This window comes from Halomonas sp. M4R1S46 (genome assembly GCF_025725685.1).
Taxonomy (GTDB): Bacteria; Pseudomonadota; Gammaproteobacteria; order Pseudomonadales; family Halomonadaceae; genus Halomonas.
In genome coordinates this window covers 3,015,080-3,034,607 of record NZ_CP107008.1, presented here as the reverse complement: position 1 = coordinate 3,034,607, position 19,528 = coordinate 3,015,080, and the positions used below count along the sequence as shown (strand labels likewise).

The 19,528-nt window shown below is 69.6% G+C and carries 17 protein-coding genes; 12 read left to right on the top strand and 5 right to left on the bottom strand.

The features are described from left to right. The first annotated feature begins 73 nt into the window (after positions 1-73). Complete coding sequence (gene leuA, locus OCT48_RS14125) at positions 74-1,780, top strand: 2-isopropylmalate synthase (protein WP_263589768.1); 1,707 nt, start codon at positions 74-76, stop codon at positions 1,778-1,780. A 157-nt stretch (positions 1,781-1,937) separates the two neighbouring features. Here leuA and epmB read toward each other — a convergent pair whose 3' ends face one another. Continuing rightward, on the bottom strand, positions 1,938-2,963 hold the full coding sequence (epmB, locus tag OCT48_RS14120; protein WP_263589767.1) for an EF-P beta-lysylation protein EpmB: 1,026 nt from the start codon (positions 2,961-2,963) through the stop codon (positions 1,938-1,940). A gap of 108 nt (positions 2,964-3,071) precedes the next feature. Here epmB and efp point away from each other — a divergent pair, with 108 nt between their 5' ends. Together efp and epmA are read left to right on the top strand one after the other, a co-directional pair. Beyond that, positions 3,072-3,638, top strand: a complete 567-nt coding sequence (gene efp / locus OCT48_RS14115; RefSeq protein WP_263589766.1) for an elongation factor P — start codon at positions 3,072-3,074, stop codon at positions 3,636-3,638. Between the two features lie 193 nt (positions 3,639-3,831). After that, positions 3,832-4,806, top strand: coding sequence for an EF-P lysine aminoacylase EpmA (gene epmA / locus OCT48_RS14110; RefSeq protein WP_263589765.1), 975 nt, complete (start codon positions 3,832-3,834; stop codon positions 4,804-4,806). A gap of 22 nt (positions 4,807-4,828) precedes the next feature. Here the strand turns inward: epmA and asd are convergent, their stop codons facing one another. From asd to rsgA, 3 genes are all read right to left on the bottom strand, one after another. Then, the gene (gene asd / locus OCT48_RS14105; protein ID WP_263589764.1) at positions 4,829-5,713 is read right to left on the bottom strand and encodes an archaetidylserine decarboxylase; all 885 of its coding nucleotides are present in this window, start codon (positions 5,711-5,713) and stop codon (positions 4,829-4,831) included. A gap of 167 nt (positions 5,714-5,880) precedes the next feature. Further along, on the bottom strand, positions 5,881-6,714 hold the full coding sequence (locus OCT48_RS14100; RefSeq protein WP_263589763.1) for a sulfurtransferase: 834 nt from the start codon (positions 6,712-6,714) through the stop codon (positions 5,881-5,883). 35 nt (positions 6,715-6,749) lie between these two features. Further along, positions 6,750-7,796: a small ribosomal subunit biogenesis GTPase RsgA gene (gene rsgA, locus OCT48_RS14095; RefSeq protein WP_263589762.1), complete on the bottom strand. Its 1,047-nt coding sequence runs from the start codon at positions 7,794-7,796 to the stop codon at positions 6,750-6,752. Between the two features lie 88 nt (positions 7,797-7,884). On the opposite strand from rsgA, the gene orn reads away from it, so the two are divergent. Continuing rightward, the gene (orn, locus tag OCT48_RS14090) at positions 7,885-8,478 is read left to right on the top strand and encodes an oligoribonuclease (protein WP_263589761.1); all 594 of its coding nucleotides are present in this window, start codon (positions 7,885-7,887) and stop codon (positions 8,476-8,478) included. A 118-nt stretch (positions 8,479-8,596) separates the two neighbouring features. On the opposite strand, the gene queG is transcribed toward orn, so the two are convergent. Further along, positions 8,597-9,700, bottom strand: a complete 1,104-nt coding sequence (gene queG, locus OCT48_RS14085; RefSeq protein ID WP_263589760.1) for a tRNA epoxyqueuosine(34) reductase QueG — start codon at positions 9,698-9,700, stop codon at positions 8,597-8,599. 101 nt (positions 9,701-9,801) lie between these two features. On the opposite strand from queG, the gene OCT48_RS14080 reads away from it, so the two are divergent. The 8 genes from OCT48_RS14080 (at position 9,802) to hflK (ending at position 19,527) form a co-directional block, all read left to right on the top strand. Next, the gene (locus OCT48_RS14080; protein WP_263589759.1) at positions 9,802-11,337 is read left to right on the top strand and encodes an NAD(P)H-hydrate dehydratase; all 1,536 of its coding nucleotides are present in this window, start codon (positions 9,802-9,804) and stop codon (positions 11,335-11,337) included. Continuing rightward, positions 11,318-11,821: a tRNA (adenosine(37)-N6)-threonylcarbamoyltransferase complex ATPase subunit type 1 TsaE gene (gene tsaE, locus OCT48_RS14075; RefSeq protein WP_263589758.1), complete on the top strand. Its 504-nt coding sequence runs from the start codon at positions 11,318-11,320 to the stop codon at positions 11,819-11,821. The genes OCT48_RS14080 and tsaE overlap by 20 nt, the downstream gene beginning before the upstream one ends. Next, positions 11,818-13,269: an N-acetylmuramoyl-L-alanine amidase gene (locus OCT48_RS14070; RefSeq protein ID WP_263589757.1), complete on the top strand. Its 1,452-nt coding sequence runs from the start codon at positions 11,818-11,820 to the stop codon at positions 13,267-13,269. The genes tsaE and OCT48_RS14070 overlap by 4 nt, the downstream gene beginning before the upstream one ends. Before the next feature lie 108 nt (positions 13,270-13,377). Beyond that, positions 13,378-15,348 carry a DNA mismatch repair endonuclease MutL gene (gene mutL / locus OCT48_RS14065; RefSeq protein WP_263589756.1) on the top strand — a complete coding sequence of 657 codons (1,971 nt, stop codon included), beginning with the start codon at positions 13,378-13,380 and terminating at the stop codon, positions 15,346-15,348. Positions 15,349-15,548: 200 nt separating this feature from the next. After that, positions 15,549-16,487, top strand: coding sequence for a tRNA (adenosine(37)-N6)-dimethylallyltransferase MiaA (gene miaA / locus OCT48_RS14060; RefSeq protein ID WP_263589755.1), 939 nt, complete (start codon positions 15,549-15,551; stop codon positions 16,485-16,487). Between the two features lie 119 nt (positions 16,488-16,606). Then, a complete protein-coding gene (hfq, locus tag OCT48_RS14055; protein WP_126485610.1) occupies positions 16,607-16,858 on the top strand; it encodes an RNA chaperone Hfq in 252 nt (83 codons plus the stop codon). 8 nt (positions 16,859-16,866) lie between these two features. After that, the gene (gene hflX, locus OCT48_RS14050; RefSeq protein ID WP_263589754.1) at positions 16,867-18,183 is read left to right on the top strand and encodes a ribosome rescue GTPase HflX; all 1,317 of its coding nucleotides are present in this window, start codon (positions 16,867-16,869) and stop codon (positions 18,181-18,183) included. Positions 18,184-18,303: 120 nt separating this feature from the next. Then, on the top strand, positions 18,304-19,527 hold the full coding sequence (gene hflK, locus OCT48_RS14045; RefSeq protein ID WP_263589753.1) for an FtsH protease activity modulator HflK: 1,224 nt from the start codon (positions 18,304-18,306) through the stop codon (positions 19,525-19,527). Position 19,528 lies beyond the last annotated feature (1 nt).

Sequence of the window (19,528 nt, the reverse complement as noted above, 5' to 3'; positions counted from 1 at the left end):
CCGCGACGACGCCCCGCCTGCCCCCCGGCAGGCGGGGCGTCGTCGTTTCTGACTGCCGCCGGAGAACGCCACCATGATGCTCGACAACCCTTCTGCCAAGTACCGTCCTTTCGTGGCCATCGACCTGCCCGACCGGCAGTGGCCCAACCGGCGCATCGAGACGCCGCCCCAGTGGTGTGCCGTCGACCTGCGTGACGGCAACCAGGCGCTGATCGACCCGATGGACCTGGAGCGCAAGCAGCGCTTCTTCGATCTGCTGGTGAAGATCGGCTTCAAGCAGATCGAGGTGGGTTTCCCCTCGGCCTCCCAGACCGACTTCGACTTCGTGCGCTCGCTGATCGACAACGACAAGGTCCCGGACGACGTGCACATCCAGGTGCTGACCCAGGCCCGCCCGCACCTGATCGATCGCACCTTCGAGGCCCTGAAGGGCGCGAAGAACGCCATCGTCCACGTCTACAACGCCACCGACCCGGTGTTCCGCCGCGTGGTGTTCAACGTCAACCAGGCCGAGTGCATCCAGATCGCGGTGGACGCCACCACGCGGATCCGCGAGCACATGGTGGCGGCGCCGGAGACGAACTGGACCTTCCAGTACTCCCCGGAGCTGTTCTCCACCACCGAGATGGACTTCGCCGTGGAGATCGTCGACGCCGTGGAGGCCACCTACGGCGGCAGCGCCGACAAGCCGATGATCGTCAACCTGCCGGCCACCGTGGAGTGCGCGACCCCCAACAACTACGCCGACCAGATCGAGTGGTTCTGCCGCCACGTCCAGAACCGTGACCACCTGATCGTCAGCCTGCACCCCCATAACGATCGGGGTACCGGGGTGGCCGCGGCGGAACTGGCCGTGATGGCCGGCGCCGACCGGGTCGAGGGTTGCCTGTTCGGCAACGGCGAGCGCACCGGCAACGTCGATCTCGTCACCCTGGCCATGAACCTCTACACCCAGGGCGTCCACCCGGGGCTCGACTTCTCCAACATCACGCCGATCATGCGCGAGGTGGAGTACTGCAACCAGCTGCCGGTGCACCCCCGCCATCCCTATGTGGGCGACCTGGTGTTCACCGCCTTCTCCGGCTCCCACCAGGACGCCATCAAGAAGGGCATGGCGGCGCGCCGCGAGAATCCGGACGGCGTCTGGGAGGTGCCCTACCTGCCCATCGACCCGCTCGACGTGGGCCGCAGCTACGAGGCGGTGATCCGCGTCAACAGCCAGTCCGGCAAGGGCGGCATCTCCTACCTGCTGGAGCAGGAGCACGGCATCGAGCTGCCGCGCCGGCTGTCGATCGAGTTCAGCCAGGTGGTGCAGGAGGTCGCCGATCGGCTGGGCAAGGAGATCACCTCCGAGATGATCTACCAGGCCTTCGTCGACGAGTATCTCGAGCAGCGCGAGCCCTTCGCCCTGATCAGCCACCGCATGGCCTCCGAGCCGGACAGCCCGACCGTGTCCCTGGAGGCCACCATCGAGGAGCGTGGCCAGCGGCGCACCATCCAGGGCCAGGGCAACGGCCCGCTGGCGGCCTTCATCAAGGCCCTGGCCGCCGAGGGACATGACGTGGAGATCATCGACTACCACGAGCACTCCCGTGGCCAGGGCGCCGATGCCGAGGCCATCGCCTACGTGGAGGTGCGCGTCGGCGGCGAGGCGGTGTTCGGCGTGGGTACCGACGAGAGCATCACCAGCGCCTCCATCAAGGGCGTGATGAGCGCCATCAACCGCAAGCTCTCCACCGAGGCCCCGGCGCCGAACGTCACGGCCGCTACCTTAGCTTGAAGCTGGAAGCCTGAAGAAAGAACAACCCCATCGAGTCGTCCCGGTGGGGTTGCTTCAGTCTGGCCCCCTACCATGCTGGTCTTCCAGCTTCCAGCTTCCAGCTTCCAGCTTCCAGCTTCCAGCTTTGAGCTTTGAGCTTTGAGCTTTGAGCTTTGAGCTAGAGCGGCGTCTTGCTCGCCTCGCCGGGAATCTCCCGGACCAGCCGCGGCATCAGGAAGCCCGGCAGCACCTTCCTGAGGTCCGCGACCAGCTCGCGGGCCTCATCGTCGGGGACGTCGAAGTGGGCGGCGCCGGCCACCGGGTCCAGCACGTGCAGGTAGTAGGGCAGCACGTCCGCCTCGAAGAGACGCTCGGACAGCTCGGCGAGGGTGTCGACGTCGTCGTTGACGCCGCGCAGCAGCACGCTCTGGTTGAGCAGGGTCACGCCGGCCTCGCGCAGCCGCCGGCAGGCGTCGATCACCGCGTCGTCGATCTCCTGGGCGTGGTTGATATGCAGCACCATGACCGTCTGCAGGCGGGTGCCGCCGAGCCACTCGAGCAGGGCCGCGTCGATGCGGTCGGGGATCACCACCGGCAGGCGGGTGTGGATGCGCAGGCGTCGGAGATGGGGAATGGCCTCGAGGCGGGCGACCAGCCAGGCCAGCTGGCGGTCGCTGGCCGCCAGGGGATCGCCGCCGGAGAGGATGGCCTCGCGGATGGAGGCATCGCCGCGCAGGTACTCGAGGGTCTCGTCCCACTGGCGCCGGGAGGGCGCGTTCTCCTCGTAGGGGAAATGGCGGCGGAAGCAGTAGCGGCAGTTTACCGCGCAGGCGGGGCTGGCGATCAGCAGCACCCGGCCGGCGTACTTGTGGATCAGGCCGCGCCTGGGGGTATGCTCGGCCTCCTCCAGGGGATCGGCGACATAGCCGGGCGCGGTCTCGGCCTCCGCGTCGAGCGGCAGCACCTGGCGCAGCAGCGGGTCATGCGGGTCGCCGGGGCGAATGCGCGCCAGGTAGGCCTCGGGCACGCGCACCGCGAAGAGCCCGTGGCCGGTCTCGGCCCCGGGCCACCAGGCCGGCGCCAGGTCCAGTCGCCGGCACAGCTCCCGGGGGGTGCGGACGGCACCGCTGAGCTGCGCCTGCCAGTGGCCGCCGGCGGCCTCGGGCGCCTGACGCTGCAAAGGGACGGGGCTTCGGGTTATCATGCGACACACCAGTCAATGCGGGCGAGGGCGAGGCCCTCGACGAAGATCATCTTGCATCGCGCGCCCCCGGTCACGGCCGGCGGCGCGCTCGAATATGGGTAAAGCAACATGGCGAACTATTCTACCAACGAATTCAAGGGCGGTCTGAAGGTCATGCTGGACGGTGACCCCTGCACCATCGTCGAGAACGAATTCGTCAAGCCGGGCAAGGGCCAGGCCTTCAACCGCGTCAAGCTGCGCAACCTGATGACCGGCCGGGTCTGGGAGCGGACCTTCAAGTCCGGCGAATCCCTGGAGGGCGCCGACGTCCTCGAGCTGGAGATGGAATACCTCTACAACGACGGCGAGATGTGGTACTTCATGCTCACCGACGGCTCCTTCGAGCAGTACCCGGTGGAGAAGAAGGCCCTGGGCGACACCGAGAAGTGGCTCAAGGAGCAGGTCGCCTACACCGTGACCCTGTGGAACGACAACGTCATCAACGTGACTCCGCCGAACTTCATCGAGCTCGAGGTCACCGAGACCGATCCGGGGCTCAAGGGCGATACTGCCCAGGGCGGCTCCAAGCCGGCGACCCTGTCCTCCGGCGCCGTGGTGCGCGTGCCGCTGTTCATCAACGAGGGCGAAGTGCTGAAGGTGGATACGCGCTCCGGCGAGTACGTCTCCCGCGCCTGAAGTGCGGCCCTTCCTGCGCTCGCTCATACGGCGTTGAATCCCGAGACGGCTTGCTCATTTAGCGCTGCTAAACTCCGCCGCCTTCCTCGGGATTCGCCTTGTCTGAGCATCGCTCGGAGAGGGCTAAAGCTGGGCTGACACGGTTCCAAGGCCACGCCAGCGGCGTGGCCTTGGCGGTTCTGGAGGTCGGAACATGACAGACGACTGGCGACCCACCGCCGAGATCGCGACCCTGCGCGAGCGGGTGCGGCTGATCGGCGAGGTCCGGGCCTTCTTCGCCGAACGCGGCGTGTGGGAGGTGGAGACGCCGGTGCTCGGCCACGGCGGCAGCACCGACGTACACCTGGCCTCGCTTTCCTGCGAGGCGACCACCCCGGCGGGCCGGGAGCGGCTCTGGCTGCAGACCTCGCCGGAGTTCCACATGAAGCGCCTGCTGGCCGCCGGCAGTGGGCCCATTTTCCAGATCGCCCGCAGCTTCCGCGACGGCGAGGTGGGCAGGCGTCACAACCTCGAGTTCAGCATGCTGGAGTGGTACCGCCCGGGACTGGACCTGGACGGGTTGATCGAGGAAACCGTGGCCCTGATCCGCCGCATCCTGCCGGGCGATCCCGGGCCCGTGCGCCGTCGTCGTTACCGCGAGCTGTTCCGCGAGACCCTGGCCCTCGACCCCTTCAGCGAGCCCCTCGAGGCCCTGCGTCGCCTGGCCGAAGGCAAGGGGGGGCTCGACATGGCGGAGGCGTCCCGGGACGACTGCCTGGATCTGCTGATCAGCCTCGAAATCGAACCGCATCTTGGACGAGACGGTATCGACGTGGTGGTCGACTACCCGGCCAGCCAGGTGGCCCTGGCCCGACGCCACCGTGACGCCGAGGACGGCCAGTGGGTGGCCTCGCGCTTCGAGGTCTACCGGGACGGCCTGGAGCTCGCCAACGGCTACGACGAGCTGACCGACGCCGAGGAGCAGCGTACGCGCTTCATCGAGGACAACGCCGCCCGCCGCGCCCAGGGCCTGCCCGAGGTGGACGTCGACGAGCGCCTGCTGGCGGCGCTCGAGGCCGGGATGCCCGCCGGCAGCGGGGTGGCGCTGGGCCTCGACCGGCTGATCCAGCTGGCCCTGGGCAAGCCCAGCGTGGCCGAGGTGATGGCCTTCGCCACCCCAAGAGCCTAGCCCTATTCCATGGCTCTGGCCGTCAGGACGGGCTCGAGACCTCTTCCTGGCGAGGCGTGGCATCCCGCTTCTCGTCGAAGGCGCCCAGCCGCTGGCCCATGCGCACCTTGCCCTCCACCTCGAGAGGGTCGAAGGCGACCGGCTCGGCGAAGGCCATCACCACCGTGGAGCCGAGCTTGAAGCGGCCCATCTCCTCGCCCTTCTCCAGGCGCACCGGGGTGTCGAAGCGGAGGCGCTGCACGCCGCCTCGGGGCAGGGGCGTGATCTGGCCGGCCCACACCGTCTCGATGGCGGCGACGATCATGGCGCCGACCAGCACCAGGGCCATGGGGCCGTGCGCGGTGTCGAAGTGGCAGACCAGCCGCTCGTTCCGGGCGAAAAGGTTGGGCACGTGATGGGTGGTGGCGGCGTTCACCGAGAACAGCCGGCCGGGCACGTAGACCATCTCGCGCAGGGTCCCACCGAGCGGCATATGCACGCGATGGTAGTCGCTCGGCGAGAGGTAGACGGTGGCGAAGCTGCCGTCGTGGAAGCGCCCGGCGGCCTCGAGGTCACCGCCCAGCAGGTCGGCGGCGGTGAAGTCGTGGCGCTTGGCCTGGATCAGCCGGCCATGGCCGATGGCCCCGAACTGCGAGAGGGTGCCATCGGCGGGGGAGACCAGCCCCTCGTCGATGGGCCTGGCGCCGTCCTTCAGCGGCCGGGTGAAGAAGGCGTTGAAGCTCGGGTAGGCGCCGGGGTCGGACTCGTGGGCCTCGCCCATGTCGACCTTGAACTGGCGGATAAAGGCGCGGATGGCGAGGTCCTTGACCCAGGGCACTCGGCAGTCGGCGAGGCGACCCACCAGGCGGGAGAGCAGGTGATGGGGCAGCGGGTACTGGATCAGGGCAAACAGCTTGGCTAGGGTCACGAAGGGGGCGTTCCGGTTGATGTGTCGTAGATCAAGTGTTGAGCTTGAAGAGCGGCGCTTCGCGCCTGGAAGCTTGAAGCCGGAAGTAAACCCTCTGGCCTGAGGACGGGTTGCAACATGCTGTCTTCCAGCTTCCAGCTTCCAGCTTCCAGCTTCCAGCTTCCGGCTTACGGCTTCTCAATCGGGGTGTCGTCGCGGTTGCCCCATTCCTGCCAGGAGCCGGCATAGCCGCGCATCCTCTCGAAGCCCAGCGCCTTGCCCACCAGCCAGGTGAAGCCGCTGCGGTGGTGGCTCTGGCAGTGGGTGACCACTTCCATGTCCGGGGTCAGGCCCAGGGCCTCGAGTTCGGTGATCAGCTCCGCATAGTCGCGCAGGCGCAGGTCGCGGTCCTTGTCCATGGCGTCGACCCAGTCGAGGTTGACCGCCCCGGGGATATGGCCGAGCCGCTTGTTGCTGCCCTTCTCGCCGTCGTATTCGGCCCGGGAGCGGGCATCCCAGACGGCGAAGCCCTTCTCGCCCAGCCGTTCGACGAGCTCGGCCCGCTCGATGGCCACCTCGGGATGGAGGATCTCGGCCTCGTAGTCACTGGGCGTCGGCGTGATGGTCTCGGTGGACAGCGGCAGGCCGGCCCCGCGCCAGGCGTGCAGGCCGCCGTTGAGGTAGGAGTAGCGGGTATGGCCGATCAGCTCCAGCGTCCACAGCAGCCGGCCGGCCCAGCCGCCGCCCTCGTCGTCGTAGGCCACCACGTGGGTGTCCCGGGTCAGGCCCAGTGACGAGAACAGCCGCGACAGGGCGGCCTCGTCGGGCACCTCGTTGGGCACCGCGCCCTCACCGCGCAGCAGGCGCTTGAAGTCCAGGAAGACGGCGCCCGGCACATGGCCCTGTTCATGGCTCTCGGCCTTCAGCGGCACGTCGATGACCAGCAGGGAAGGGGCGTCCAGGTGCTCGGCGAGCTGCTCGGGCTCGACGATCAGCGGCAGCAGGTTGGCTTCGGAACTCATGGCGCTCTCCTCACTCGGGATATTTCGTCTTTATCTCAAGTCTCGTCGAGACTGTCGACGATGCGTCGGTAGCTGGCGAAGCGGTCGGCATGGATCCTGCCCTCATCCACGGCCTCGATCAGCGCGCAGCCCGGCTCCTGGCGGTGACGACAGTCGCGGAAGCGACAGTGCCCGAGCAGGTCGCGGAACTCGATGAAGCCCTCGGCCACCTGGCCCTCGTCCAGATGGATCAGGCCGAACTCGCGGATCCCCGGGGAGTCGATCAGCGCGCCGTCCGCCGCCGGCCCCTGGAAAGCGCCGGCGGCGGGGCGAGGGAGGACGTAGAGCCGTGCCGTGGTGGTGGTATGCCGTCCCTTGCGCGAGTCCTCGGACAGCGCCCCGATGCGCAGCTGCGCGTCGGGCAGCAGGCGGTCGATGAGCGAGGACTTGCCCACCCCGCTCTGGCCGACGAACACCGAGGTGCGCCCGGCGAGGCGCGCATGCAGGGCGTCGAGGCCGTCCGCCCGGGCGGTGGTGGTGGTGACCACCGGGTAGCCGAGGGCCTCGTAGCGCGCCAGCAGCGCGCGCAGGGGGCCGCCCTGGGTCGGCAGCAGGTCGATCTTGTTGAGCACCAGCACCGGGGCGATCCCGGTGGCCTCGGCGGCCACCAGGTAGCGGTCGATCAGGTTGGCATGGGGCTCGGGCTCCACGGCGAAGACGATCAGGATCTGGTCGATGTTGGCGGCCACCGGCTTGAGCTGGCCTCGGGCATCGGGGCGCTCCAGCACGCTGTCGCGCACCCCGCGGGCCACTACCACGCCGCTGCCGTCCTGGCCGGCTCGCCAGATTACCCGGTCGCCGGTGACCAGGCCCTCCAGGTTGGCGCGCAGGTGGCAGCGCACCGGCTCCCCGCCGACGGCGGGGGCCACCTCCAGGCTGCGCCCGAAGTGGGCGGTCACCCGGCCCTGCCGTTCGGGGCCGTATTCTCCGGCGGCGAGCTTCTCGGTGTCCTGGTCGCCACGCTTCTCGGCGCGCCTGGCCCGCTCCGCCTGGATCTTCTCGATGCGCCAGCGCTGCTGGCGGCTCAACTTGCGTTTGCTCATGATGGCCCGAAGGTCGGTACAATGGCGGCATTGTACTCACCAACGGGCCCGGCTGTCGTCAGCCATCCGCCCCCGCAAGGAAGGCCCCATGTCCGCGACACAAGACACTCAGGACCCGCGCGCCCAGCGCCTGGTATGGATCGACCTGGAGATGACCGGGCTCGACCCCAATCGCGAGCGCATCATCGAGGTGGCCACCCTGGTCACCGACGCCGACCTCAACGTCGTGGCCGAGGGCCCGGTGCTCGCCGTGCACCAGTCCGACGGCCTGCTCGAGGCCATGGACGACTGGAACCAGAAGACTCACGGCGCCTCGGGACTGGTCAAGCGGGTCAAGGAGAGCCGCATGGATACCGCCGAGGCCGAGCGCCGGACGCTCGCCTTCCTCAACGAGCATGTCGCGCCCGGCGCCTCGCCCATGTGCGGCAACAGCGTGCATCAGGACCGCCGTTTCCTGGAGCGCGAGATGCCCGAGCTGCTGGCCTTCTTCCACTACCGCAACCTGGATGTCTCGACACTGAAGGAGCTGGCCAAGCGCTGGAATCCCGGGGCCCTGGTCGGCTTCAGCAAGCGCAACGTCCACCTGGCCATGGACGACATCAGGGAGTCCATCGCCGAGCTGGCCCACTACCGGCGGACCTTCCTGCGCCTGGAGGACGATGCCAGCGACGAAGAGGAATGAGCCCGGACGCCGTCCGGGAGCCGGAAGAACGCCCGCTTCGCGGACGTAAGCCGGAAGCTTGAAGGAACCCCCGGGCTCGGGGGCTGGAAACCATATGCTGTTTTCCAGCTTCCAGCTATCAGCTTACGGCTATCAGCCGTTGCCGCTTCTCCCGCTGGCGCTCGAGCGCCCAACGCACATGCTCGCGGACCAGGTCCGAGGGATAGGGCAGGCGGGCGCGCAGGGCGGCCTCCACGGCCTCGCTCCAGGGGGCGTTGCCGAGCCCCACGGCCAGGTTGCGCAGCCAGCGCTCGTAGCCGATCCGCCGGATGGGGCTGCCGGCGGTCTTGTCCAGGAACTCCTCCTCGCTCCAGGCGAACAGCGTGGTGAGGTCGGCCCGGTCCAGGTCGTGGCGGGGGGCGAAGTCGTCCTCCGGGCTGGCCCGGGTGAAGCGGGTGAAGGGGCAGACCAGCTGGCAGTCGTCGCAGCCGAACACCCGATTGCCCATGGCGGCGCGGAACTCCTCGGGAATGGGCCCGAACAGCTCGATGGTGTGGTAGGAGAGGCAGCGCCTGGCATCGACGACCTTGTCCTCGACGATGGCGTCGGTGGGGCAGGCCGTGCGGCAGGCGCTGCAACTGCCGCAGTGCTCGGCCTCGAAGGGGGCGTCCACCGGCAGCGGCAGGTCGGTGTAGAGCTCGCCGAGGAAGAACAGCGAGCCGGCCTTGGGATTGAGCAGCATGGCGTTCTTGCCGACCCAGCCGAGGCCGGCCTTTCGGGCCAGGGCCCGCTCCATCACCGGGGCGGAATCCACGAAGGCCCGGTAGCCGAAGGGGCCGGCCTCCGCCTCGATCCACTTGGCCAGCGTCGCCAGGCGCTTGCGCATCAGCTTGTGGTAGTCGCGCCCCACCGCGTAGCGGGAGACGTAGGCCTTCTCCGGTCGGGCGAGCATCCTGGTCGTCTCCACCTCGGCGGGCAGGTAGTCCAGGCGCACGCTGATCACCCGCACCGTGCCCGGCACCAGTTCCTCGGGGCGCGTGCGCTTGGTGCCATGCCTGGCCATGAAGCCCATCTCGCCATGGTGGCCGGCGTCGAGCCAGCGCTGCAGGCGCGCCTCGTCCTCGGCCAGGTCGACGTCGGTGATGCCCACCTGCTGGAAGCCGAGTTCGCGGCCCCAGGTCTTGATCAGCTCGGCCAGGTGATGCAGGTCGGGTGCGTCGCCGGCGGGAGACGGCTGGGTCATGATCGAGAAAACACCATGCAGGAAAGCGCCGCGACGCTTGGCGTCGGGCGGCGGAAGACGACACACTCATGGTAAAGCATCGCGTTCAGGGGAGACAGCGCATGGCCGGGCCGTCGCAGGACCGATATCTCGAGGGATTTCCCCTCTACCGGGCCGAACAGGTCCGCGAGCTGGACCGACGTACCATTGCCGCCGGCATCGAGGGCTTCGCCCTGATGCAGCGGGCCGCCGCCGCGGCCTGGCGGGTGCTGCGCGAGGCCTGGCCCCGGGCGCGCTCGCTCAGTGTGCTGTGTGGCGGCGGCAACAACGGTGGTGACGGCCATGTGCTGGCGGCCCTGGCCGCCGCCGAGGGCCTCGCGGTCCAGCGCGTGCTCCTGAAGCCCGTCGAGGCGCTCTCTGGCGATGCCCGCCGGGCGGCGGACATGGCCACGGCCGCCGGCGTCGGCATCGAACCCTGGCGGCCGGGCCTGGCGCTCGGCGGCGAGGTGCTGGTGGATGCGCTGCTTGGCACCGGGCTCGCCGGCGAGGTGCGCGGTGATATGCGCGACGCCATCGCCGCGGTCAACGCCGCGGGGCGTCCGGTGCTGGCCATCGACATCCCCTCCGGGCTGCACGCCGACACCGGCGCCGAGCTCGGTATCGCGGTGCGTGCCGAGAGGACGGTGACCTTCATCGGTGACAAGCTGGGCCTGCACACCGGCCGCGCCCCGGCGCTGACCGGCGAGGTGAGCGTTCGCGACCTCGACGCCCCCCGAGATGCGACGGCGGACATGACGCCGGCGGCCCATCTGCTCGACCGCTCGATGATCGCCGCGGCACTGCCGCCGCGTCCCCGGGACGCTCACAAGGGCGGGGCGGGCCATGCCCTGGTGCTGGGCGGCGCCCCGGGCTTCGGCGGGGCGGCCCTGCTGGCCGCCGAGCATGCCGCGCGCCTGGGCGCCGGCAAGGTGAGCCTGGCCACGGCGCCGGAGCACGTGACCGCGAGCCTGGTGCGCCGCCCCGAGGTGATGGTCCACGGCGTGCGCGGGGCCGCCGACCTCGGCGAGCTGCCCCGCCGGGCCGACGTGCTGGTGGTGGGGCCGGGCCTGGGGCAGGGCAGCTGGGGCCAGGCCATGCTCCAGGCGGCCCTCGCCGCCGCGAGCCCGCTGGTGGTGGATGCCGACGGCCTCAACCTGCTGGCCTCGCGTTTTCCCGGCCAGCGGCGCGACGACTGGATCCTGACCCCGCATCCCGGCGAGGCCGGGCGCCTGCTGGACATCACTCCCGCCGAGGTGGAGGCCGACCGGCCGGCGGCGGCGCTAGCCCTGCAGCGCCGCTTCGGCGGCGTGGTGGTGCTCAAGGGCGCCGGCAGCCTGGTGGCGGGCCCGTCCGGCCTGGCGGTCTGCCCCTACGGCAACCCCGGCATGGCCTGCGGCGGCATGGGCGATGCGCTTTCCGGCATCCTGGGGGCGCTGCTGGCGCAAGGAGTGGCCATCGAGCTCGCCGCCCGCCTCGGTGTGATGATCCACGCCCTGGCCGCCGACATGGCGGCCGACGAGGGGGGAGAGCGTGGCCTGCTGGCCGGCGATCTGGCATCCTGTGCGCGAATTCTGGTCAACCCGACGATGGGCGAAGACGATGCAGTTGCGACTCGATGACGAAGACCGCCAGGTGGCCTTCGGCGAATCCCTGGGGCGGGCCCTGATGGGGCGGGGTCGCCTGCACCTCGACGGCGAGCTGGGGGCCGGCAAGACGACCCTCACCCGTGGCATCCTGCGCGCCTATGGCCACCGCGGCGCGGTGAAGAGCCCCACCTATACCCTGGTGGAGCCCTACGAGCTGGCGTCCGCCCGGGTCAATCACTTCGACCTCTATCGTCTGGGCGACCCCGAGGAGCTGGAGTTCATCGGCGGTCGCGACCTGCTGGCCGAGGATGCCCTGTGCGTGATCGAGTGGCCGGCCCGGGGCGAGGGCTGGCTGCCCACGCCGGACCTGGTGGTGCGCCTGGAAGTGGCCGACCACGGTCGCCGGGGCTGCCTCACCGCCCACAGCGACCATGGTCGCCGGGTCCTGGCGCGTCTGGCCGCCGACCCGGAGATGGCGGACTGCTACCTCGCCAGGGAGGGTGACGACGTCTCATGAGGAAGGGAAGCCTGTGTTCCCGGCTGCTCGGCTGGCTCTGGCCGCTGGCACTGCTCGCCCCGGGCGCGGCCGAGGCGGCCAGCGTCGACAACCTGCGCCTCTGGGCGGCGCCGGATCATGCCCGCCTGGTCTTCGACCTCTCCGCCCCGGCCGAGGCGGAGGTCTTTCCCCTGGACGATCCGCGGCGGCTGGTCATCGACCTGCAAGACAGCCGGCTCAACGCCGACCTCTCGCGGCTCGACCTCGAGGGCAGCGCCATCCGCGAGGTGCGCAGTGGCATCCGCGACGGTGATGACCTGCGGGTGGTGCTGGAGCTGTCCCGGGCGATCGAGCCGCGCCACTTCACCCTGGCCCCCAACGAGCAGTACGGCCATCGCCTGGTGGTGGACCTCGAGTATCCTGGCGAGAGCGCCGTCGAGGACCCCATCGACCCCATCGAGGCGATGATCCGCGAGCAGGAGATCGCCGCGGACCGGGCTCAGGCCGAGGCCGTGGCCGAGGGGCGCGACCCGTCCTCGGTGGCGCCGGTGCTGGAGCCCGCCCAGCCCCATCCCAAGCGTGACATCATCGTCGCGGTCGATGCCGGGCATGGCGGCGAGGATCCCGGCGCCATCGGTCCCCGCGGCACCCGCGAGAAGGACGTGGTGCTGGAGATGGCCGAGCGTCTGGCGCGCCGGATCAACGCGGCCGAGGGCTTCAAGGCGGTGATGATCCGTGACGGCGACTACTACGTGGGGTTGCGTCAGCGGACCCGTATCGCCCGGGAGCAGAAGGCCGACTTCTTCGTCTCGATCCACGCCGACGCCTTCAACAGCCCGCGGCCCCACGGCAGCTCCGTCTACGCGCTCTCCCAGAGCGGCGCCACCTCCGAGACCGCCCAGTGGCTGGCCGCCAGCGAGAACCGCGCGGACCTGATCGGCGGGGTGGACGGCAACCTCTCGCTGGACGACAAGGACGAGGTGCTGCGCGGTGTGCTGCTCGACCTGACCATGACCGCCACCCTCAATGACTCCCTGACCCTCGGCGGCCAGGTGCTCGACCGGTTGGGACGGGTCAACGACCTGCACAAGTCCCGTGTCGAGCAGGCCGGTTTCGTGGTGCTCAAGTCGCCGGACATCCCCTCGCTGCTGGTGGAGACCGGCTTCATCTCCAACCCCGACGAGGAGCGCCGGTTGCGTGATCCGGACTACCAGGCGCGGATGATGGATGCGGTATTCGGCGGCATCCGCGCCCATTTCCATCGCAACCCGCCCCCGGCCAGCCTGCTGGCCTGGCAGCGCGACCATGGCCGTGATACCGCCGGCAACGAGTACCGCATCCAGCCCGGGGATACCCTCTCCGAGATCGCCGCGCGCCACGGGGTCCCGGTGGCCCAGCTGCGCCAGGCCAATGAGCTCAGCGGCGACGTCATCCGGGTCGGGCAGGTGCTGCGGATACCCCGCTCTTGAGCTGGAAGCTTGAAGAGCGGCGCTGCGCGCCTGGAAGCTGGAAGAGGGTGGAGAAGGCGAATTTCCGTGGCAAGCTGTTCTTTCAGCTTCCAGCTCGAGTGGAGTGATATGCCAGACAGCCAACACATCCGGATCCTCGATCCGCGGCTGGCCAACCAGATCGCCGCCGGCGAGGTGGTCGAGCGCCCGGCCTCGGTGGTCAAGGAACTGATCGAGAACGCCATCGACGCCGGCAGCCGGCGCATCGAGGTGGAGCTCGAGGCCGGCGGCGCGCGCCTGATCCGGGTGCGCGACGACGGCGGCGGCATCGGCGAGGACGACCTGCCGCTGGCGCTGTCGCGCCACGCCACCAGCAAGATCGCCTCTCTCGAGGACCTCGAGGGGGTGGCCAGCCTGGGCTTTCGCGGCGAGGCCCTGGCCTCGATCAGCTCGGTCTCGCGGCTGGAGCTGATGTCCAACGTCGCGGAGGACCCCACCGGCGGCTGGCGGGTGGTGGTGGAGGGGCGCCGCATGGAGCCGCGGGTCTCGCCCTCGCCGCATCCCCAGGGCACCTCGGTGACGGTGCGCGACCTGTTCTTCAATACCCCGGCGCGGCGCAAGTTCCTGCGCACCGAGAAGACCGAGTTCGGCCACGTCGAGGAGGCCTTCCGCCGTCAGGCCCTGTCGCGGCTGGATATCGGCTGGGTGCTGCGCCACAACCAGAAGACCGTTCACCAGCTGCGTCCCGGCGATGACCTGGTCGGCCACGAGCGGCGCCTCCAGGCGCTGCTCGGCAAGGCCTTCCTGGAGAATGCCCTGCACCTCGACCTGGAGGTCGGCGGGCTGCGCCTGTGGGGCTGGGTGGGCCTGCCCACCCATTCGCGGGCCCAGGCCGACCAGCAGTACTTCTTCGTCAATGGCCGGGTGGTCCGCGACCGGCTGGTGGCCCACGCCATCCGCCAGGCCTATCGGGACGTGCTCTTCCATGGCCGGCATCCGGTGTTCGTGCTCTACCTCGAGGTCGACCCCACGGTGGTGGACGTCAACGTCCATCCCACCAAGCATGAGGTGCGCTTCCGCGATGGGCGCATGGTCCACGACTTCCTGTTCTCCAGCCTGCACCGGGCGCTGGGCGAGGCAAGGGCCGGGGCTGCGCCGGAGGGTGAGGCGGCCGACGAGGAGCGGGTAGCAGGCCAGGACGGGGCGGTCGTGTCCGAGACCGGTGAGGTGCGCGAGACCGCGCCCCAGCCCGCCTGGCAGCAGCAGCCCATGGCCCTGCCGGGCCGCGAGGAGGGCGCGGAGCGGCCGACCTCCGATCGGGTGCGGGCCTTCATGGAGGGCTACCGGGCCCTGCATCCCGACCACGAGGACAGCCTGCTGACGCCCCAGCCGGCCGCCCCCGGGGCCGGCGGGGCCGCCGCCGACGTGGCGCTGGCCGAGCGCCGGGCGCAGTCCCGGTTCCAGCCCGAGGCCGTCCAGCCGCGCCCGGCGATGCCGGCGGCGGACGATACCCGGGCCCCGCCCTTGGGCTATGCCGTGGCCCAGCTGCACGGCATCTATATCCTCTCCCAGACCGAACGGGGCCTGGTGGTGGTGGACATGCATGCCGCCCACGAGCGCATCGTCTATGAGCGCATGAAGACCCAGGTCCACGGTGGGGCGCTCGAGGCCCAGCCGCTGCTGGTGCCGGTGTCGCTGGCCGCCAGCGCCGCCGAGGTGGCCACCGCCGAGGCCGAGCGCGAGGCCTTCTCGCGCCTCGGGGTGGAGCTCGACGTGGCCGGCCCCGAGACGCTGCTGGTGCGTCAGGTGCCGACCCTGCTGGTCGATGCCGACGTGGAGCCGCTGATCCGCGACATGCTCGGCGACCTGGAGCGCTACGGCCGTTCCGACCGGCTCGAGGCCCATATCAACGAGCTGCTGGCCACCATGGCCTGCCACGGCAGCGTGCGCGCCAACCGCCAGCTGACCCAGGAGGAGATGAACGCCCTGCTGCGCGACATGGAGCGCACCGAGCGCAGTGGCCAGTGCAACCATGGCCGGCCGACCTGGACCGAGATGAGCATGAAGGAGTTGGACCGCCTCTTCCTGCGCGGCCAGTGACGGGATGTCTGCAAGCTATTGCGCTCGGCCATGTGGCGTTGACACCAGCCCCGTAGGTTGGATAAGCCGAAGGCGCATCCAACGAAGTGGCGCCGCTGGCGGTGGGGCGTCGGGTGTGCTCGCCAGTTCGCTTGCCCGAACTACGTCGCTGCCGCCGGATAAGCGTCTCCATCCCGAGTCAAGAAATGCCTGAGAACCCAATGCCAGATTCTCGCCCTCCCGCCATCTTCCTGATGGGCCCCACCGCCGCCGGCAAGACCGATCTCGCCATCGAACTGCACGAGCGGCTGGGCTGCGAGCTGATCAGCGTCGACTCGGCGATGGTCTACCGCGGCATGGACATCGGCAGTGCCAAGCCGTCCGCGGAGGAGCTGGCCCGGGCCCCGCACCGGCTGATCGACATCCGTGACCCGGCCGAGCCCTACTCGGCGGCGGAGTTCCGCGAGGACGCCCGCCGCGAGATGTCGGCCATTACCGCCGCCGGTCGGGTGCCGCTGCTGGTGGGGGGGACCATGATGTACTTCCAGCGGCTCCAGCAGGGCGTGGCCAACCTGCCCTCGGCGGATCCGGCGGTGCGCGCCGCGCTGGCGCGCGACGCCGAGCGCCTGGGCCTGGCCGGCCTCCATGCGGAACTGGCTCGGGTCGATCCGGCCGCCGCCGCGCGCATCCACCCCAACGATCCCCAGCGCCTGATGCGGGCCCTCGAGGTCTATCGGGTCAGTGGCCGGTCGCTCACCGAGCTCTGGGAGGCACAGCGCCCGGAAACCTTTCCCTGGCGTACGCTGTCGATAGGGCTTACCCCTGCCGACCGAGGCGTGCTTCACGAGCGTATCGCGCAGCGCTTCGATGCCATGCTCGACGCGGGCTTCCTCGACGAGCTGGCGGGTCTCCGGGCTCGCGGTGACCTGCACCCGTGGCTGCCCTCGATGAAGAGCGTGGGCTATCGTCAGGGGTGGGAGTACCTGGATGGCCTCGTCGACCGGGAGACGTTTCGCCACCGGGGCATCGTCGCCACCCGCCAGCTGGCCAAGCGACAGCTGACCTGGATGCGGCGCTGGCCCGGGCTTCACCGGGTCGACGCCCTGGGTGACGATCCCCTCGGCGAGGTCCTGAAACTGGTGCGCGAATTCGGTAGTTAGCGTAAGATGAGCGTTTCGAGTGGCCGTTTGAACGGGCCCGTCGGTCAACCCGTGTCGTCCCCTCCAGGGGCGAGCACCTAAAATACCAACCATCCCAGAGACAACTCACGGAGAGCAACATGTCCAAAGGGCAGTCCCTTCAAGATCCGTACCTGAACATCCTGCGCAAGGAGCGCATTCCGGTATCGATCTTCCTGGTCAACGGCATCAAGCTGCAGGGACAGATCGAATCCTTCGACCAGTTCGTGATCCTGCTGCGCAACACCGTCAGCCAGATGGTCTACAAGCATGCCATCTCCACGGTGGTGCCGTCGCGCAACGTGCGCCTGCCGGCCCCTGACGCCCCGGCGCCGTCGGACAGCAACGCGTGAGGTATTGATTGTTTTTTGAACGACCCGACGCCGGAGAGACGGCGGTACTCGTCCATGTCGACTTCCAGGACGAGCAGGAACGCGAGGACCCCGGTGAGTTCCTCGAGCTCGTGCGCTCGGCCGGCGCGGAGCCGGCGACTCTGCTCAGCGGCAGCCGCGGGCGGCCCGACCCGCGGTCCTTCATCGGCTCGGGCAAGGTCGAGGAGCTCCGCGAGGCCCTGGCGGTCCATGATGCCGAGCTGGTGATCTTCAACCATGCCCTGAGCCCCTCCCAGGAGCGCAACCTCGAGCAGTCGCTCAAGTGTCGCGTGCTCGATCGTACCGGCCTGATCCTCGACATCTTCGCCCAGCGGGCGCGGACCCACGAGGGCAAGCTGCAGGTGGAGCTGGCCCAGCTGGAGTACATGTCGACCCGGCTGGTGCGCGGCTGGACCCACCTGGAGCGGCAGAAGGGCGGCATCGGCCTGCGCGGCCCGGGGGAGACCCAGCTCGAGACCGACCGTCGGCTGCTGCGCGGCCGCATCAAGGCGATCCACAAGCGTCTCGACAAGGTGCGCAGCCAGCGCAGCCAGAACCGTCGGGCCCGTTCCCGAGCCGAGATCCCCAGTGTCTCCCTGGTCGGCTATACCAACGCCGGCAAGTCGACGCTATTCAACGCCCTGACCGCCTCGAGGGTCTATGCGGCCGACCAGCTCTTCGCTACCCTCGACCCGACGCTGCGGCGCCTGGAGGTCGAGGACGTGGGACCGGTGGTGCTGGCCGACACCGTGGGCTTCATCCGGCACCTGCCCCACAAGCTGGTGGAGGCCTTTCAGGCCACCCTGCAGGAAGCCGCCGAGGCGAGCCTGCTGGTCCACGTGATCGACGCGGCCGACCCGGACCGCGAACTCAACGTCGACCAGGTGGAAGGCGTGCTGGACGAGATCGGCGCCCTGGACGTGCCGACCCTCAAGGTGATGAACAAGATCGATCTGCTCGATAGCGCCCCGCGCATCGAGCGCGACGGCGAGGGGCGCCCCGAGGTGGTGTGGCTCTCCGCCCAGCAGGACCGGGGGCTCGAGCTGCTCGAACAGGCGCTCTCCGAGTGCCTGGCCGACGACATCATCGACTTCGACGTCACCCTGGCCCCGGAGCAGGGCAGGCTGCGGGCCGGGCTGCACGAGCTGGGGGCGGTGCGCGAGGAACGCTTCGACGACCAGGGACGCACCCTGCTGGAGGTTCGCCTGCCGCGGCGTGACTTCCTGCAACTGATGGCGCGCCTCGGCGAGCGGGCCGACGACTACCTGCCCGAGGCGCTGCAGGATCGCCCCGTATGGGAACAATGAGTCGCCTTCGGGCGCCGGCCGCTGCCGTCAGGCAACGGGCAGCGCCACAAGGATCGCAACCGATGCCCACCGCCCGGGGACCGCGCGGTGGAACGCAACGCATAGTGGAGACGACGTATTATGGCCTGGAATGAGCCCGGTGGCGGCAACCAGCACGACCCCTGGAGCGGGGGAGGGCGCCGTGGCGGCAACGGCGGTGGAGGCAAGGGCGGTGGCAACCAGGGACCACCCGACCTCGACGAGGCCCTGAAGAAGTTTCAGGACAAGCTCAACAGCATGCTGGGCGGTCGCGGCAAGCGCGGCGGCAGCGGCGGGTCGGGGGGCAGCGGCAAGCCGCGCAACGCCTTCGCCTTGCCGGGGCTGCTGCTGATCGTGGCGCTCGCCATCTGGGCGGCCTCCGGGTTCTACCTGGTCGACCAGTCGGAGCGTGGCGTGGTGCTGCGCTTCGGCGAGTTCCAGGAAGTGGTCACCCCGGGCCTGCAGTGGAACCCGCCGCTGATCGATGACGTGCGCATGGTCAACGTGACCCGGGTGCGTTCGATCACCCAGACCCAGTCGATGCTGACCCAGGACGAGAACATCGTCTCCGTCGAGATGTCGGCCCAGTATCAGGTCGCCGATCCCCGCGGCTATGTGCTCAACGTGCGCAACCCCGAGTTGTCGCTGGAGAACGCCCTGGACTCCGCCTTGCGCCACGTGGTCGGTGGCACCGACATGATCGACATCCTGACCTCCGGCCGCGAGATTCTCGGCACCGCGGTGGCCAGCCGGTTGCAGTCCTACCTGGACAGCTACGGCACCGGCATCCGCCTGCAGACGCTGAACGTCGAGTCCACCTCGCCGCCCGACGCGGTGCAGGATGCCTTCGACGACGTCATCCGCGCCCGCGAGGACCGCCAGCGCACCATCAACCAGGCCATGGCCTATGCCAACGCCGTGATCCCGGCCGCTCAGGGCCAGGCCCAGCGTCTGGTCGAGCAGGGCCAGGGCTACCGCGAGTCCGTGGTGGCCGAGGCCCAGGGCCAGGCCAACCGCTTCAACGCGCTGCTGACCCAGTACCAGGAGGCGCCGGCGATCATGCGCGAGCGCCTCTACCTCGATACCATTTCCGAGGTCTATGGCGAGACGTCCAAGGTCATGGTGGACGTGGACGGGGACAGCCCGCTGATGGTGCTGCCCATGGACCGTCTGACCTCCGGCACTACCGGGGCCGCCGGCAGCCAGGACGACAGCGACGAGGCGTCGCTGGATCCCCAGCTCCTCGAGCGCCTGAGGGCCTCCCAGTCCGACAACGACAGCAGTAGCAACTCCAGCAGCAACGGAATCCGCAGGGAGGGCCGTTAAT